Source organism: Acinetobacter sp. ANC_7512, assembly GCF_056779935.1.
Genome location: NZ_JBWYIX010000016.1, coordinates 14,205 through 31,944 on the forward strand (window position 1 = coordinate 14,205; position 17,740 = coordinate 31,944).

Here is a 17,740-nt window from a genome sequence, read left to right on the forward strand (position 1 = left end):
GAACTTATGTTTATTGATTAAAAATGTTTAAAAACAAATAGCTTAGCACTTACATTTTAACTTTTCTGAATTAGCCAAAGCTGTTCTATACTATACATGCTTACTCTTTTATTTCTTATGTTATGACCACAATCTCCCCAGGCAAAGCTTCTCCGCGAGCGCTTGCCCTTCTACCGCTTATTGTGTTTTTAGCCATTTTTTTGGGCAGCGGTATTTATCACACTCTGATTGGCACTGAGTTTGCCTTCTACCAAATTAAAGCCCCGATTGCTGCTATCCCCGCCCTTATTCTTGCGGTATTACTTTATCGTGGCAAATTAAATACAGGTATAGATGAGTTTCTCCGTGGGGCAAGCCATCCTAATCTTATTTTAATGTTTATGGTCTTTATGCTGGCAGGTGCTTTTGCCAGTATTAGTAGTGCCATTGGTAGTGTTGATGCAACAGTACAATTAGGTTTATCTCTCATTCCTTCGGCTTTTGTCCTGCCAATGCTCTTTGTTATTTCAGCGTTTATTGCTACTGCGATGGGCACCTCGATGGGTACTATCGCTGCTTGTGCGCCGATCGCATTTGGCTTCACTCAAGTCACCGATATAAATCCTGTTGTTGCGATTGGCGCTGTGGTTGGAGGAGCCATGTTTGGTGATAACTTGTCGATGATTTCAGATACTACTATCGCCGCAACTCGTAGCCAACGTGTAGAACTAAAAGATAAATTTAAAGTCAATGTATGGATTGCAGTACCAGCAGCACTTTTCACGATTTTGATTTATTTTGTGATGAGTCGTGATACGCAACAAATTTCTTTCAATGACTATAATTTTTGGCTGATTTTGCCTTATTTAGCTGTATTTGCTTTGGCTTTTACCCGATTACATGTGTTGGCTGTACTTATGCTGGGCATTGTTATGTCTGGACTCGTCGGTCTGATTCAAGCCCCCGACTTTAACCTACTTAAATTAAATATTGCGATTTACGATGGCTTTTTGGGCATGTTTGAAGTCGCATTGCTTTCAATGTTACTCGGTGGTATTTCTGCCCTTATGCGAAAAGAAGGTGGCTTAGAGTGGCTAATACAACGCATTTATCAACTTACGCGTTTATTCAAAGTGGGAACGCAAAGAGCTGGTGAAATCGGAATCTGCCTTCTGGTAATCTTGTCTAATTTCTTTGTGGCAAATAATACGGTTGCCATTATTCTATCTGGCGATATGGCACGTGAAGTTGCTAAAGAATATGGTGTTGACCCAAAACGCTCGGCTGCTTTGTTGGATATTTTTTCTTGTGTTGTTCAAGGCTTAATTCCGTTTGGCGCACAATTATTATTGGCGTGTTCAATTGCAAAATTATCGCCAATGGAAATGATCCAAAACGTTTTTTACTGCTGGATCTTAGCGGTGATTGCTATACTCTCCATTGCTTTTAGATATCCCAAAATACAGATGAATCAATTTTAGACTGGCATAAAAATTAAGTCTTTAAAGGTAAGCTACATGCTTACCTTTTTTATTTCCATAATCTAACTTAGATTATGTTGGTGAGTTGGTCGTTGTTTAAGTTGTTTTTTAAACTGCAACAGCGTTATTCCATTATACATTTTAAATGCTCTAGCAAGCGCAGACTGATCTGAGTAACCGAGTTGCACTGCGATATCCGTTAACTCTAGCCCCTGATTTAATAGGCGCTCACATTGTGACATCCGCTCTTGCTCAAGTATGCGTTTAAATGATGTTCCGCGATCTTTTAATTGTCGTTGCAAAGTCCTCACCGACAAACATAATTCTGTCGCAATATCTTCAATCTTTGGCGCTTCGTGACGAATACGCAAATACTCAGCAATAATTAAGTGGAGTTGCCGATCAAGACTCGATTGAACGGGTTTTGATGCAATCGCCTCTTCCGCTTGTTGAACCAACAATTGCATAAGTGAAGGATCTGCTTGTTGGGGTTTTAGCTGCAACCCCTGCGTGCGAATTTGAAACTGATATTCAACTTGGCTGAACTCTACCTGACAACCATAGAACTTTTGATATTCATACAATGGTGCGATAGCTTCATGCGCCATGATCACTTTATACAGTGGAAAGGTATCATGCACTAATATTTGCTTTGCCAATGAAACCATCATGGCATTCGTCAACTCATTGATAAAATTATAGTCATCACAAATAAACGGCCAGCTTAAAATCAGTATTTCACCGTTCTGGTGAATCTGCATGGGAGTAATCTCTTCACCATCAATCACCAAGCGGCTAAATCTTAAAATATAGTTCAGTGCTTCCGCCACCGTCTCACTTCGTGTCGCCATATATCCAAGCACACCAAAATGCTCAGGTTTCACATATTGAGCCATTTCAAAAATATAATTGGCGCGATTCAAATAAACCTGCGTGAGAGAATTAAGCTTTAAGAAAAAAGAATAAGATGATTGCATGGCAATCGGTGCTGCCAAAATCTTATTCAGCGTATCAACATCCTGATTTAATGCAGTCTTTATCTCTTTATCGAGCTGTTTCACTTGAATAAATGTTTGCCATAAATGGAAATATCCATTGGGTATTTGAATATCTTTCACGATGCACTATTCCTTTAGGCAAATTTGACTTTATTCATTTTCATTTGTCGTAAAATGTATAAAAAATGGCAAGTACTGTCAAAACAATCAGACCAATGCCATACATACTTAAACGATCTAAAGCGGATGAATGAAAATAAGATGAACGCATTGGTAAAATATCAGGTCGATCCTGTCGTACGCACGAATCTCAATTTCAAGCTCTCAGAAATTCCTCGTTTTTGGTTTGGTGGAGATCCATTCAAAACCCGTATGTTTGATGCATTGAGTCTAACTTTCCCAGACGGAGAGCGCTACTTCATTGAATCAGTTCGATTATTTAGAGATAAAATCAAAGACCCTGAATTACAAAAACGCGTCGCAGATTTTATTCGACAAGAAGCACAGCATGGAATTGCGCATGACAAGATGAATAAGGTCATGAAAGATCAAGGTATGCCTGTCGATCAATTTATTAAAGTTCTTAACAAAATTTTTAAATTCGAACTGACACGTCGTTCACCTCAATACAATATTGCCATGACTGCTGCAGCCGAACACTTAACTGCATTAATGGCTGATACTTTTTATAGTCAAAAAGCAACCCTTGAAGATGCTCACCCCTATGTGCGCGCGCTTTTAGCATGGCATGCTATCGAAGAGATGGAGCATCGTGATGTGGCTTTTGATGTCATGAAACAAGTCGGTGATGTTCCAGAACTTACTCGACAATTTGCTTTGGCATTTACAACTTTCATGATGCTTGGATTTACAACTTATCGTGCCAATATCATGTTGAAGTATGACGGATTTAGTCGTTTAGACCGTTTCAAAATGACCGTCAAAGGACTTCCATGGTTTATCGGTCGAAATGGCATGTTAACGAGAATGAAAGGTCCATACCTAGATTGGTTTAAAAAAGACTTCCATCCAAGCCAACATCCTGTGATTGCCCAATATGATGTCTGGGTAAAAACATTAGCCGAGACCAATGATCCAATTCAAGCTGGTGAAGCATTCTGGCAAGCAGCTCGATAGTATTTCTATTACTGGCTAAATCATTTTTATTCGGATGATTTAGCCGACATTACTTACAGTTTTAATCTCCTTCTCTCTCTTCTTTTGTCCTGTAGAGATAATGACCTTAATGTGATTTTTTTACATACTTGTTCTTTCTGCATAAGTGATAAAAATAAAATGAATGCAATTACCACATACCATCCAGTGATTCGTAAGCACCTTGATTTCCGACTCAACGAAGTACCACGATTTTGGTTTAACAACGATCCTTTTAAAACACGTGTATTTGATGCTTTGAGTTTGACATTTCCAGATGGAGAACGATATTTCATACAGTGTGTCCGACTATTTCAACCGCATATTCAAGATCCTGTCTTAGCCCAACGTGTGAAAGACTTTATTCAACAAGAAGCGCAACACGGTATTACCCATGACAAAATGAATAAAATTTTAATTGAGCAAGGTATGCCAATTGAAAAATATATTCATCAAGTCAATCAACGTTTCAAACATGCGTTAAAAAGGTATCCTGATCGTTTTAATATTGCGATTACCGCTTCATGCGAACACTTAACCGCTTTAATGGCAACGACCTTTTTCAGTCATAAAAGTACGATGGCCCACGCACATCCTTTTGTCCGTGGTTTATTTGCATGGCATAGTATTGAAGAAATGGAACATCGCGATGTAGCTTATGATGTCATGATCGAGGTAGCGCAGACTTCAAACCTTACACGTTATACCGCCTTGGTTTTAGTTACGCTTATGATGTTTGGATTTACCATGCAAAGAACACATGGACTTCTCAAACAAGATGGCTTTACTCGAATTGAAAGGTTAAAAATGTTTGCTCAAGGCTTGAAATGGTTGCTTGGAAAAGATGGCATTTTAACGGCAAAAAAACGAGAATATTTAGACTGGTTTAAACCTGATTTCCACCCAAACCAACACCCTATTATTCATCAATACCAAGTTTGGGTTGATACGCTCGCTGAAACTCAAGATCCAATTCAAGCAGGTGAAGCTTTTTGGCAAGCTGCGATATAAAAAAGAATGTAAAAAAGTCCGATCAATCGGACTTTTTTGTTGTTATGACGCCATTACCATTTAGCGTAATGTTGCTCTAATAGTCCATACTCTTGATTAAGCTCAATATGCTGACCATCATCTGAAATAATAAAACCCGTAATTTTAGATTGCCACTGACTGAACTGGCTGCCTACCATTCTAAGATTAAGATTTTCATAACGGCGCCAGCCTGTTTCAATGGTCAATTGTAATTTGTCATCCATAGATCGTATGGTCCACATCTGATCATTTTGCATTTCAAAAAGAACATCCGTCAACGCATAAAGGCGCCCATTAATCCACAAACAGTTTTCATTGCCAAAGCTTTCATTCACGCCAGAGGCAAGATTCAAACCCACACGGTTTCCTTGCGCATCCCAAAAATTAGAAGATAGCCAAAACCAAGCCGTTTCAGGTCTTAGAAAACCGCAAGTATCATCAAGCGAAGCAAAAGTTCGTGAGTTAAATTCAATTTTTTCTTTTTGTTTATTAATGAAATACCCTTCAACGGCCAATGTAGTTAGTTTCTGAGTATAGGTCCAACCATTTATACCAGTAGGACTGCACATCGACAAAGGATCTGTTCCAGCACAAAAGATTCGTGCAGACAGTTTTTCTTCACCATGTTTGATCACTTTGATATAACGAACACCATTGGCATGTTGGATATCGAGTTGGATTTTTCCATGTTGAAAATGGCTATGATTAAATAGTGGCTGTTCATCTAGAACCGTACTGTGTGCCAATACATTAATCGCATTCCACTCGACGACTTGTCCGGTGTTATGGTCATAAATATAGATGAAACCATGTCCCGCCCAAGCGATATCGACGATAGCCATCCCAATGCTGTAATGCTCATGTTGGATACTACAAAACTTAAATTTCTTATATTTAAGTTTTTTTCTCCATCCTTTGAGCACTTTGCCATATGGCGTTTTATAAATATATTTTGAGACAGAAATTGCACTTGGCAATTCTGTAAAACGCCCATAGCGCGGTTGACCATTTACTTGAATTAAATCCATTGGGACTCAGCCTAATTTCATTCCATGACAATTATAGACTTTAGTCTAAAGTATTTCATTTACTGTATGAAAACATAGATTAAAGAACCGATACAGATCGGTTCTTTTTTTTCATATATTCAATACTTTGACTACCAGTTCCCTTCACCCAGTGTTTGGCCGATATAATGATACTGTGCCTTGGATCTTGAAAATTTAATTGGGCAAGCCAACTGTTTTTCTACCTCATTTGCATCTTTCCTTAGAGGTACATCTACTGTCCAAGCACGTTGTTGAGCCAAATCTGACGTCAGAGCTTCGTCTAGATTTAACACAGGTTCTACACATACGTCTAATTCAGAAAATGTTTTACGCCATACATCAAAACTTTTTTCCTTGATTTTATTAGCGATGGCAGTCTTGACTGCTTTTCGATCTTCAACATCAAATGAAGTTCCTTTTTCCAATAAGATAGGCAGTTCTAATACAGTTGCCAGACCTGTCATAAATTGAGGTTCTAAACTTCCAATTGAGATATAGCGCCCGTCTTGCGTTTGATAATAGTCATAAAATGTCCCCCCGTTCAGATGTTCATTTTCAGGGTACTGATTCTGCCCACCTGCAAGTACAGCTGCCGCGGCCATATTGTTTAAAGTCACCGCACAATCCGTCATAGAGATATCAATATATTGACCTAAACCACTTCGTTGCCTTTCGATCACGGCTGTTAAAATGCCGATCACTGCGTGTAAAGAACCGCCTGCGACATCTGCAATTTGAATCCCCATTGGTGGTGGTCCATTTTCCTGTCGACCTGAATGTCCAGCAATCCCTGAAAGCGAAACATAATTAATGTCATGTCCCGCTTTATCTTTATAAGAACCTGTTTGCCCATATCCTGTTATTGAACAATAAATCAGACGTGGGTTTATTTCAGATAAAGTTTGATAGTCGAGTCCTAAACGTCGCATCACTTCAGGACGGAACTGCTCAATGACGATATCGTATTCTGAAATTTTTGATTTAATGAGTTCAATACTCTGACTATCTTTTAAATCTAGGGCAATCGACTGCTTATTACGATTCAAATAACTGTGCGCCGTGGCTTGACCATTTGCATAAGGTGGCAACATTCTGACAAGGTCTGGTCGATTTGGTGACTCTATATGGACTACCTCTGCCCCTAGATCTGCTAAGTACAAGGTCGCAAAGGGTCCGGGTAATAATGTGGAAAAATCTAAAACTTTCAATCCCTTTAATGCAGCTGTCATTGTTATTTTCACCAAGAATATGTTGATTTTTCACCCATAATAGAAATATAAAACAAGATTAACAATGTCATGTTCAGCCATTTACCTTGATCATTTCGGCAATTTATGATGTAAAAGAGCAATTACTCTAGTGATAATTGCCAATTAAATTATTTTTTGTGTCATTTAGGTCAAGTAGCAGTGAACATCAAAGAGACTGAAGGATTTAACATGAGTCGCGATACGATAAGTATCCATTTTGTGAATGCAGCCCTGACTGGGGTAAAACGTCTAGGGATGGATGTTGACACTTTACTTTCACATGTCGGCATTGAAGCTGAACTACTCCGCCAACCTAAAGCACGTATTTCTCCTGAGCAGTACACACGCTTTGTTAAAATGCTGTGGATGGTCACCCAAGATGAACACGTTGGTTTTGATATCCAGCCACGTCGCTTAGGGACCTTTGCGATCATGTGTCAATTGATCATACATGCCAAAACTTTAGGTGATGCGCTTGAGTTATCATCACAGTTCTACAAGTTATTTGGTGATGAGTGGTCTGTGACTTTAGAGCGCGATAAGCATGAAGCACGCTTAGTTCCACTCATTCCAAAAACAATGGATCCTGACCATTTCATTACTGAAAGTATGCTCATGATCTGGCATGGTTTGGCATCGTGGCTCATTGAGCGTCGTATCCCGTTAGAGCGTGTACATTTTTCATATCCACGCCCACAACATGCAGATGAATATGATGCGTTATTTTTTGCGCCAGTAATCCAATTTGATTCAGCTCGTACTGAAATCACATTTGCTGCAGACTACTTAGATCTTCCAATTCGCCAAGATGAAAACACCTTGGAAGAGTTTCTAAAAGGTGCTCCAGCGAAACTGTTGGTGAAATTCAAGAATACCAATTCACTCACATCACGTATTCGCGAAGTATTGAAGAGCCAAATTGGTGAAGAAATGCCAACATTAAATGATGTTGCAGCCATGCTCTATTTATCACCACAGACGCTTCGCCGTCGCTTAGCTGCTGAAGGTAAGAGCTATCAAGGTGTAAAAGATGCCTTACGTCGAGACGCTGCAATTCACTTACTGTTAAACCCATCTTTAACTTTAGAAGATGTGGCACAACAAGTCGGCTTTAGTGAAACCAGTACCTTCCACCGAGCATTTAAAAAGTGGACAGGGGTAACACCAGGACTGTATCGTCAATTACATGGTTATCATTAATTTATTCAAACATAAAAAAGTCTGACATTGTTCAGGCTTTTTTTTACATATGGATTTAAGTGCTTATTTAACAAAAATATTCAAGTTGAAATTAAAATATTCGTAATATTTAAAGGAATAATAAGATGACACTTACTGCAATCTTAATCTCAATTTTGATTGGAATAGCAATTTATTTTTACAGTGTAAAATCGCACAGCTCTCGACCTCAAGCTGATATACGGTACACTTATAATATTGTCGGAGAAAATGCATATCAAAAAAATTTACTTAAAATAGCTGGTCAAAAAAAATCTGTATCTAAATTTCATGAATGTACTGCTCATGTTCTATCAGAACCATTTAACCAATACGATCCAAATGCGATCAAAGTTGAAATCAACGGATTAACAGTTGGCTATTTAAGTAAATTAGAAGCTGAAAAACTGAAAGGGCAGATTATCGATAAAAAAGTGCCCGCTGTAATTAACGGTGGTTGGTATGTTGATGAAGATGATGAAGGTTCTTATGGTGTAAAGCTTGCCATATCAAACGCCAAAGATTTGATATAGCAAAATTATAATCAAAGCATTCACAATACAAATTTGTTTTTTAATTCGTCAAAAACTTTTATTTCACAATCTAAAACATTTAATTTTTCAGTGACCAAAAATATCAAACGACTCATCCGTTCTCGTCATTGCACAATCACATAGATCATCTACACTCAAAACACCATAACAATTTCAACCTATAAAAAAGGAACTATTATGAGCGAGGCTTACATCATTGATGCCATTCGCACACCACGCGGAAAAGGAAAAAAAGATGGTTCTTTACATGAAGTAAAACCAATCACATTACTCACAACGCTGTTAAATGAACTTCAAACTCGCCATCAACTCGATACTTCTAAAGTCGATGACATCGTACTGGGTTGTGTAACTCCAATTGGTGATCAAGGCGGTGATATCGCTAAAACTGCTGCAATTGCAGCAGGCTGGAATGATGATGTAGCAGGCGTTCAAATCAACCGTTTTTGTGCTTCAGGACTAGAAGCTGTCAATCTTGCTGCTCAGAAAGTTCGTTCAGGCTGGGAAGATGTTGTCGTTGCAGGTGGTGTAGAGTCAATGTCGCGTATTCCAATGGGCTCCGATGGTGGACCATGGGCACTCGATCCAGAAACAAACCTGAAATCTACCTTTGTTCCACAAGGAATTGGTGCTGATTTAATCGCAACTTTAGATGGCTACTCTCGTGCTGATGTAGATGCTTTTGCTGCAGATTCACAAAAGAAAGCAGCAGCGGCTCAAGCGAATGGTTACTTCAATAAATCAGTTGTACCAGTAAAAGATAAAGCTGGTGTTGTCGTTTTAGATAAAGACGAATTCATCAAACCAACGACTACCGTTGAAGGCTTAGCCAAATTAAATCCAAGCTTTGAAATGATGGGCGGTATGGGATTTGATGCAGTCGCATTACAAAAATATCCAGAAGCTCAGAAGATTAATCACGTTCACCATGCAGGAAACTCTTCAGGCATTGTAGACGGCGCTGCTGTTGTTCTACTTGCATCTGAAAAAGCGATTCAAGAACAAGGCTTAAAACCACGTGCCAAAGTATTAGCAACTGCGCTTGTCGGAACTGATCCAACAATCATGTTAACTGGTCCAGCACCTGCGGCACGCAAAGCTTTGGAAAAAGCTGGCTTAACCATTGATGATATCGATTTATTTGAAGTGAACGAGGCGTTTGCGGCTGTAGTAATGCGCTTTATTAATGAACTCAATGTCGATCCTGCAAAAGTCAATGTAAATGGTGGTGCAATTGCAATGGGTCATCCACTCGGTGCGACAGGTGCCATGATTTTAGGTACGTTGCTCGATGAACTTGAGCGTCAAGGTAAAAAACGTGGCTTGGCTACACTGTGTGTAGGTGGTGGTATGGGTATCGCAACGATCATTGAATTGGTATAAGGAGAAGAATAATGAGTGCAATTCAATTTGAAAAAAATGCTGATGGCATTGTTATTCTCACCTTAGACTCACCTAATCAGTCTGCCAATACCATGAATGCAGATTTCCGAGTTGCTTTGGAAGAGACGGTAACAAAACTGAAAGCCGAATCTGGCATTACAGGTATCATTTTTAAATCTGCAAAGAAAACTTTTTTTGCAGGCGGTGATTTGGATGAGTTGATTCAAGCTCAACCAGAACACGCCACTGAATTCTTTGGCATGATCCAAAAAATGAAAGCGGAATTCCGATATATTGAAACCTTGGGTGTACCTGTTGTTGCTGCATTAAATGGAACAGCTCTCGGTGGTGGTTGGGAAATCGCACTAGGCTGTCATGCTCGTATTGCATTAAATGATCCTAAAGCGAAATTTGGTCTACCTGAAGTTACCTTAGGATTGTTACCAGGTGGCGGTGGTATCGTGCGTATGGTACGACTGCTCGGCTTGCAGAATGCTTTTCCTTTCTTGATGGAAGGTAAACAATTTGGTGTAGAAAAAGCAAAATCTCTAGGCTTAATTCAAGATACGGCTGATTCTGAACAAGAGCTCATGGATAAAGCGATTGCTTGGGTTAAAGCAAATCCAAAATCTCAACAACCATTCGATGTTAAAGGATACAAAATTCCAGGTGGTACGCCATCATCACCTCAAGTGGCTCAAGTCCTTGCGATTGCACCAGCGATGCTGCGTGATAAAACAAAAGGTTGCTATCCAGCTCCTGAAGCCATTATGGCTGCTGCCGTTGAAGGTGCTCAGGTAGATGTTGATACTGCATTAACCATCGAATCTCGCTATTTTACGTATCTGGCAACTGGTCAAGTTGCGAAAAACATGATTGGTACGTTCTGGCATGGACTGAATGCAATCAAATCAGGTGAAAGCCGCCCTAAAGAGCCTGCAAAATGGCAAGCGACGAAAGTAGGTGTTTTAGGCGCTGGAATGATGGGCGCTGGCATTGCCTACTCGACAGCGATTAAGGGGATTCAAGTCGTCCTTAAAGATGTATCGATTGAAAATGCAGAAAAAGGTAAGGCATATAGTCAAAAACTGTTAGATAAACGTGTTTCACAAGGTCGAATGACTGCTGAAAAGCGCGAACAAATTTTATCTCTCATTACCCCTACAGCAAATGCATCCGATCTACAAGGCTGTGATTTAATCATTGAAGCTGTATTCGAAAATCAAGAACTCAAAGCCAAAGTAACTCAAGAAGCTGAGCAATATTTGGTTGACGGCGGTGTGATGGCTTCTAATACATCCACCTTACCGATCACAGGTCTTGCAACAGCAAGCAAAGATGCGAAAAACTTTATTGGACTGCATTTCTTTAGCCCTGTTGATAAAATGCAGTTGGTTGAAATTATTAAAGGTAAAGAGACTTCAGCTGAGACACTAGCTAAAGCCTATGATTATGTTCAACAAATTGGAAAAACACCTATCGTTGTGAATGATAGTCGTGGTTTCTTCACCAGCCGCGTATTTGGTACTTTTGTCAACGAAGGTTTGCGTTTACTGGCTGAGGGAGTACATCCAGCCAAAATTGAAATGGCTGCTTTAAAAGCAGGTATGCCAGTCGGTCCATTAGCAATCCAAGATGAAGTCGCATTAACCTTGTCTGAGCATGTGACCAACGAAACGCGTAAAGCGCTTCAGGCTGAAGGCAAAGATTTACCACACTCCCCTGCTGAAGATGTTTTAAAGCAAATGATCCATGAGTTTGGGCGTAAAGGGAAAGCTGCTGGTGCTGGTTTTTATGAATATCCAGAAGGTGGTAAAAAATACCTTTGGGATGGTTTAAACCATTGGACGAAAGAGGCTGATATTTCTGAGCAAGAAATGATTGATCGCTTCTTGTTTGTGCAATCTTTAGATACCTTACGTTGTCTTGAAGAGGGTGTTTTAGAGTCTGTCATTGATGGAAATATCGGTTCTATTTTTGGCATAGGATTCGCCCCTTGGACTGGCGGCGCTTTACAGTTCCTCAATCAATATGGACTCGCACAAGCGCTTGAGCGCGCGAATCAGCTTGAAGCGAAGTATGGTGAGCGTTTTAAAGCACCTCAACTCCTCAAGGACAAAGTTCAGTCTGGTCAGTCGATTTGATTGATATAAACTAAAAACCTCTCTTCGGAGAGGTTTTTTTCGGTCTTGTCGATAAATATGTGTTATAAAGTAACATATTCTCAGATTCATTTTACCCAACTTGGTATAGCATTATGACTGATCATTCTTCACCAGAAAAATCTCCTTGGGGTTGGAAAGCGCTAATTATCGCGATCATTTTAAGTATTATATTTATGGTGATTTTCTATGTAGCCATTGAAAATGAACCTGACTATATGCCAAGTAAACAACGAACAGAAACCAGTGAACATCATGCATTCAAAGCATCACCTGTGATGTCTGAAGAAGCAGCAGCAAAAATAGAAGCCAACAAAGCTGCTCAAGCTAGTGCAACTGAGCACAATATGACTGAAGAAGAACACGCAGCAATGGGCGAACACAGTCATACACATGATGGTGAATCAGGTTCACATAGTCATTGATATTTGTGATGAAAAAACGGAGCGTTGGCTCCGTTTTTTTATTCAAGCTGCATCGTCATATAAACATGAGGAATACCACAATCTAAGTATTCCTTACCGTGGGGCTCAAACCCTAAACGTTGATAAAATGGTAATGCATGAACTTGAGCAGAAAGATTCAAGGTTGGTCGCTTTTCCCTTTGAGCAAACTCAATTATAAATTTCATGAGCTCAAACCCAACACCTTTTCCTCGATAAGCCTTTATGACTGCTACCCTTCCAATACTATTGTTTTGAAGTAGTCGAGCCGTGGCGATTGCCTCACCTTCATGGAAAACAACGAAATGAATCGATGTCTCATCTTCCATATCCCATTCGTCTTCAGGTGAAATTTGTTGTTCCAGAATAAATACTTGCTCTCGTATCTGCATCGCGTAGCACTTTAATTGCGACCATGAACCTACTTGAACATCGAAGACATTACTCATGTGTTAATTCCCAAAGGTGTGTTAGCACTTTTCACCAATATTTTGTTGCTCCCACTCTCCTTTTAGAAGCAACTCTAATGAGTGCTTTTGAATACCATACATATTTTTTAATGCAATTATTTGATCTAACACTTGCTGATCTGGTGCGTTCAAATCTTTGCGCTTGGTGGCTAAAATCATTTTATTTTTGCTAGTATGTTCCAAAGCCACAAATTCAAAAACTTTAGTCTCGTAACCATAGGCTTTTAACAATAGCGCTCGAATTGTATCTGTCAGCATTTCAGCTTGTTGCCCCTCATGAATACCAAACTGCAACATTGGTTTTAATACAGAGGGACTTTGCATTTGAGGTCTCAACTCTTTGTGGCAGCACGGCGCGCACATAATCATTTGCGCATTCAATCGAATACCGGTATGAATCGCAAAATCAGTTGCTACATCACAGGCATGCAACGCAATCATGACATCGAGTTTTTCAGGCGAGTAAGTTCGTACATCTCCTTGGAAAAAATCTAAATGCTTAAAATCTGATTTACGGGCAACATCTTGACAGAATTGAACCATTTTCTCGTTCAGTTCCACACCTGTAACATAAGGATTATAATCATTTTTTTGTAAGTAGTCATACAGTGCAAAGGTGAGATAACCTTTACCTGAGCCAAAATCGACAACGTTGAGCTGCTGATCAACTTGAATTTGGTTTAATGCGCCTGAGCAAATCTCAACAAATTTATTAATCTGTTTCCACTTACGCGCCATGCTTGGAATAATTTGTTCTTTTTGATCCGTAATACCCAACGGTTGAAGAAAATAACTTTCTTGCTCAACAAAACGGTGTTTTTGACGGTCGTGTGATTTTTCAATGATCTTGGAGACTGAAGCCTTTTTACTTTGAGTTAAGATCGCTTTTTTCTTATTTTTCTTGAGCTGTAACTCGCTGTCCAATGTAAAAAGATTGGCTTGTTTGCATTCACTGACCAATTTACTCACCAACGGATCAGCTTCATCAATTGGAAAATTTTTGGTCACATCTTGAGTTTTAAAGCGATACAGAACATTCAGCATCCATTCATCTTGTAATCGAATCATGCGTAAAGTCATCTTCTCTAAAGCTTCTATCTCGCCCTGATACTGACTCAGAATCATACGATCAAAACGCTGAGAAGCTAATGCTTGATGAAATGCTTCAAGAAATTGTTGCTCTTGCGGTGTGGAGGATGCCGAAACGGTCATAAACAGTGCCAAAAAAAGAAATGCTATTAAATTTTAATGCGTCTTACGCGAAAAGCAAAATTCAATTACGATACAGATGTATAATTAAATGTGTAAGTGAACAATGAAAGCATCTCCTGCTTCGTATGATCCATTAGAAGAAAAAATTAATTTCATCAGTCATGCCATTGGTGCTGTCTTGGCCGTCATCGGTGCCATTTTATTGATTATAAAAGGTGCTGCTTATCCTATGGCACAATGGATCGGGCTTTGGGTCTATGGACTTAGTTTAGTTCTACTCTTTACGGCGTCTAGTCTTTATCATTTTGCGGAAACACCTGAGCGTCGGGGTTGGTTTAAAAAATTGGACCACACGGCTATTTATTATCTCATCGCAGGAACATACACGCCTTTTCTATCTATAGCTTTACCAACGCAAAAAGCTCACTATTTATTAATTGCACTTTGGGTAATTGCGGCGATTGGCACTTTATTTAAATTGGTATTTATTCACCATTTTCAAAAAATATCGCTTTTTGCCTATCTCGCAATGGGATGGTTAGCATTACTTGTGATCGATGATATGCGCACATATTTATCTGATCAAAGTTTAACCTTTCTTATTGTTGGTGGTCTTGCTTACACCATAGGCGCATTGTTTTATGCCTTAAAAAAGGTAAGATACACTCACGCTATCTGGCATATTTTTGTATTGATAGGTGCAGGATCACATTTTCTGTCTATTTATCTTTACGTGCTATAACCACTTTAACTACATCGTCTAGCAACCCTAACACCGTAGAGCAAGCTGGTATTTCGTATTTTTTTAAGAAATTACGCCTTTTTTAAAAAGATTACGCTATTAAATCTAAGTTTTTTATTTTTAGTAAGTGTAAGGTCTCTCATGGCGTCTAATACAGCATCACAACAAGCTCAGCCCGCAAACTCTAAAACTCGGGTATTAACTGCAAGCCTCGTTGGTACAACCATCGAGTTCTTCGATTTTTATATTTACGCAACAGCTGCGGTCATAATTTTCCCCTACTTGTTCTTTCCAACAAGCACAGATCCTATGACAGCAACGATTCAATCATTAGCAACTTTTGCAATCGCATTCATCGCACGTCCTATCGGCGCCGCACTATTCGGTCATTTGGGAGATCGAATCGGTCGTAAAGCAACCTTAGTGGCAGCCTTGCTAACCATGGGACTTTCTACCGTTGCGATTGGTTTACTTCCAACCTATGCGCAAATTGGCATTGTGGCACCCTTACTTTTAGCTTTGTGCCGATTAGGTCAGGGCTTAGGTTTAGGTGGCGAATGGTCAGGTGCAGTTCTACTCGCAACTGAAAATGCGCCAGAAGGCAAACGTGCTTGGTACGGTATGTTCCCTCAACTTGGTGCACCTATCGGCTTCATCCTTGCCACAGGCTCTTTCCTTACGCTTGGGGCATTCATGAGTGAAGAAGCATTCATGTCATGGGGATGGCGTATTCCATTTATTTCAAGTGCCTTATTGGTGATTGTAGGCTTGTGGATTCGCTTAAAGTTGCATGAAACGCCAGCATTCCAAAATGTGCTTGATAAACAAAAAGAAGTGAATGTCCCTTTTGTACAAGTTTTTAAAAAGCATTCAAAAATGCTTGTACTCGGAACGATTGCAGCCATTTGTACTTTCGTAGTTTTTTACTTAACCACTGTATTTGCATTGCAATGGGGTACAAAACAATTAGGTTACTCTCGTGAAGAGTTCCTACAACTTCAGTTGGTTGCAACGCTTTGTTTTGCAGCATTTATTCCCCTTTCTGCAATTTTTGCGGAAAAGTTCGGTCGTAAAACCACTTCGATTGCGGTGTGTGTAATTTCTGCTATTTTTGGTATTTTCTTTGCGGACATGTTGGAGTCAGGAAGCACACTGATTGTGTTCTTATTCTTATGTATTGGTCTTGCGATTATGGGCTTAACCTATGGTCCAATCGGTACGGTACTTTCAGAAATCTTCCCGACATCGGTGCGTTATACTGGTTCAGCGTTAACATTTAACCTTGCTGGTATTTTTGGTGCATCTTTCGCACCTTTGATTGCAACGAAATTAGCAACTGAATATGGTTTGTCTGCAGTAGGCTATTATTTGACGGCTGCATCAATCCTTTCACTGATTGCTTTCCTGATGATTCGCGAAACGAAACATGATGATGTGAATAATCAAATTTGATGCTTTCAGCTAATAAAAAACCGGCTTAAGCCGGTTTTTTTATTAGCTGAGCTCAATGATATCAATCATCGGTGGTACTCTGAATCTGAATGGGACACCTACCATGCCAGTACCTACGGACACATAAACATTGGCATATTTATGCTTATATAAACCACGTTTATGACCCAAGATAGACACTTTTTTCATGATGTAATCTGTCAACCACGGAAGCTCCACTTGTCCCCCATGAGTATGCCCTGACAACATCAACGGATGAGTTGGCAATTTTGGCACCATATCCACCGTATCCGGATTATGTGACAGAATTAACCACGGCTTATCTTGTGGTAAATCAGGCATATCCCGCATGTCAGCCTTACCTGCCCACAAATCCCCCACACCAATCAATCTAAACTCATCAAACTCAACAATCTTACCTTCAATATCCATCACCTGATTTGAAGCTAGCGCATCTTTTAATAATGCCTGAATCGGTGGACCTGGATATTGCTCATCATGATTACCATTCACAGAATAGACAGGCGCTTGAATTTCTCTTAATACTCGGAGCTCTTCTGCCAGCTTATTTTCTGGTTCATAGGTCCAATCACCTGCCACAACCACTAAATCTGGTTGAGCTTGATTAATCTTATTCACGATAATTTTCAGTTGTCTTTCATGCCCAGAAAACAATCCAATATGTAAGTCTGCAATTAATGCCACTTTAATCGGATGTTTAAAGGGTTGCGCCGAACTTAACTTGTAACTCAGGTTATTCACTACTACACGATGTGGCTCAATGAAACGTGCATAAATCAATACACTGCTCAACAAGAAAATAAACACACCTTCATGCAATGAAAATATACCTTGCCAAGTAGCAAAAATACTAAAAAACCACAACGGAACAAGTAAATAAGAAAGATAAAATGCCAAGAGATGAACAAAGGCTTTAAATGGATGTATGGTTTCAGTTCGAGATTGGCTCATCCATGCTTGCGTGACTCCCCAAATAGCGAAGAGCGAGAAAATAATATAGAACGCAGCAAGGATGTTATTTGTTGTCCACATATTCAATCTCTTTCATTAAATCAGACGAATAATCTGAGTGGTTCATTTATCTTTTAAATGGTGCTCTTTATACTTTAGCACATTGAGTTCAAAGAATAGATTATGCA

At 39.5% G+C, this 17,740-nt stretch carries 16 protein-coding genes; 10 read left to right on the plus strand and 6 right to left on the minus strand.

The window, feature by feature from the left end; genetic code table 11:
• Nucleotides 1-122: 122 nt before the first annotated feature.
• On the plus strand, nucleotides 123-1,460 hold the full coding sequence (locus AC1M9H_RS13390) for a Na+/H+ antiporter NhaC family protein (protein WP_180028609.1): 1,338 nt from the start codon (nucleotides 123-125) through the stop codon (nucleotides 1,458-1,460).
• Between the two features lie 62 nt (nucleotides 1,461-1,522).
• Here AC1M9H_RS13390 and AC1M9H_RS13395 read toward each other — a convergent pair whose 3' ends face one another.
• Complete coding sequence (locus AC1M9H_RS13395) at nucleotides 1,523-2,578, minus strand: AraC family transcriptional regulator (protein WP_481613576.1); 1,056 nt, start codon at nucleotides 2,576-2,578, stop codon at nucleotides 1,523-1,525.
• 141 nt (nucleotides 2,579-2,719) lie between these two features.
• Here AC1M9H_RS13395 and AC1M9H_RS13400 point away from each other — a divergent pair, with 141 nt between their 5' ends.
• A complete protein-coding gene (locus tag AC1M9H_RS13400; protein ID WP_481613577.1) occupies nucleotides 2,720-3,595 on the plus strand; it encodes a metal-dependent hydrolase in 876 nt (291 codons plus the stop codon).
• A gap of 159 nt (nucleotides 3,596-3,754) precedes the next feature.
• Nucleotides 3,755-4,624 carry a metal-dependent hydrolase gene (locus AC1M9H_RS13405; RefSeq protein WP_481613578.1) on the plus strand — a complete coding sequence of 290 codons (870 nt, stop codon included), beginning with the start codon at nucleotides 3,755-3,757 and terminating at the stop codon, nucleotides 4,622-4,624.
• A 53-nt stretch (nucleotides 4,625-4,677) separates the two neighbouring features.
• Here AC1M9H_RS13405 and AC1M9H_RS13410 read toward each other — a convergent pair whose 3' ends face one another.
• A complete protein-coding gene (locus tag AC1M9H_RS13410; protein ID WP_180028606.1) occupies nucleotides 4,678-5,673 on the minus strand; it encodes a DUF2804 domain-containing protein in 996 nt (331 codons plus the stop codon).
• 131 nt (nucleotides 5,674-5,804) lie between these two features.
• A complete protein-coding gene (locus AC1M9H_RS13415) occupies nucleotides 5,805-6,923 on the minus strand; it encodes a CaiB/BaiF CoA transferase family protein (RefSeq protein WP_481613579.1) in 1,119 nt (372 codons plus the stop codon).
• Between the two features lie 210 nt (nucleotides 6,924-7,133).
• Between AC1M9H_RS13415 and AC1M9H_RS13420 the strand changes: the two genes are divergently transcribed.
• From AC1M9H_RS13420 to AC1M9H_RS13440, 5 genes are all read left to right on the plus strand, one after another.
• The gene (locus tag AC1M9H_RS13420; RefSeq protein WP_092768523.1) at nucleotides 7,134-8,144 is read left to right on the plus strand and encodes an AraC family transcriptional regulator; all 1,011 of its coding nucleotides are present in this window, start codon (nucleotides 7,134-7,136) and stop codon (nucleotides 8,142-8,144) included.
• Between the two features lie 125 nt (nucleotides 8,145-8,269).
• A complete protein-coding gene (locus tag AC1M9H_RS13425) occupies nucleotides 8,270-8,695 on the plus strand; it encodes a hypothetical protein (protein WP_481613580.1) in 426 nt (141 codons plus the stop codon).
• Between the two features lie 198 nt (nucleotides 8,696-8,893).
• Nucleotides 8,894-10,099, plus strand: coding sequence for an acetyl-CoA C-acetyltransferase (locus tag AC1M9H_RS13430; protein WP_481609289.1), 1,206 nt, complete (start codon nucleotides 8,894-8,896; stop codon nucleotides 10,097-10,099).
• 11 nt (nucleotides 10,100-10,110) lie between these two features.
• Complete coding sequence (locus AC1M9H_RS13435; RefSeq protein WP_481613581.1) at nucleotides 10,111-12,243, plus strand: 3-hydroxyacyl-CoA dehydrogenase NAD-binding domain-containing protein; 2,133 nt, start codon at nucleotides 10,111-10,113, stop codon at nucleotides 12,241-12,243.
• Nucleotides 12,244-12,356: 113 nt separating this feature from the next.
• Nucleotides 12,357-12,686: a hypothetical protein gene (locus AC1M9H_RS13440; RefSeq protein WP_179999860.1), complete on the plus strand. Its 330-nt coding sequence runs from the start codon at nucleotides 12,357-12,359 to the stop codon at nucleotides 12,684-12,686.
• A 38-nt stretch (nucleotides 12,687-12,724) separates the two neighbouring features.
• On the opposite strand, the gene AC1M9H_RS13445 is transcribed toward AC1M9H_RS13440, so the two are convergent.
• Together AC1M9H_RS13445 and AC1M9H_RS13450 are read right to left on the minus strand one after the other, a co-directional pair.
• Entirely contained in the window at nucleotides 12,725-13,153 is a 429-nt protein-coding gene (locus AC1M9H_RS13445) for a GNAT family N-acetyltransferase (protein ID WP_481613582.1), read from the minus strand.
• A 21-nt stretch (nucleotides 13,154-13,174) separates the two neighbouring features.
• Nucleotides 13,175-14,386, minus strand: coding sequence for a class I SAM-dependent methyltransferase (locus tag AC1M9H_RS13450; protein WP_481589547.1), 1,212 nt, complete (start codon nucleotides 14,384-14,386; stop codon nucleotides 13,175-13,177).
• Between the two features lie 103 nt (nucleotides 14,387-14,489).
• Between AC1M9H_RS13450 and trhA the strand changes: the two genes are divergently transcribed.
• Nucleotides 14,490-15,128, plus strand: coding sequence for a PAQR family membrane homeostasis protein TrhA (gene trhA, locus AC1M9H_RS13455; RefSeq protein ID WP_092768508.1), 639 nt, complete (start codon nucleotides 14,490-14,492; stop codon nucleotides 15,126-15,128).
• Between the two features lie 141 nt (nucleotides 15,129-15,269).
• On the plus strand, nucleotides 15,270-16,580 hold the full coding sequence (locus AC1M9H_RS13460; protein ID WP_035267948.1) for an MFS transporter: 1,311 nt from the start codon (nucleotides 15,270-15,272) through the stop codon (nucleotides 16,578-16,580).
• 42 nt (nucleotides 16,581-16,622) lie between these two features.
• On the opposite strand, the gene AC1M9H_RS13465 is transcribed toward AC1M9H_RS13460, so the two are convergent.
• A complete protein-coding gene (locus AC1M9H_RS13465; protein WP_481613583.1) occupies nucleotides 16,623-17,633 on the minus strand; it encodes a metallophosphoesterase in 1,011 nt (336 codons plus the stop codon).
• Nucleotides 17,634-17,740 lie beyond the last annotated feature (107 nt).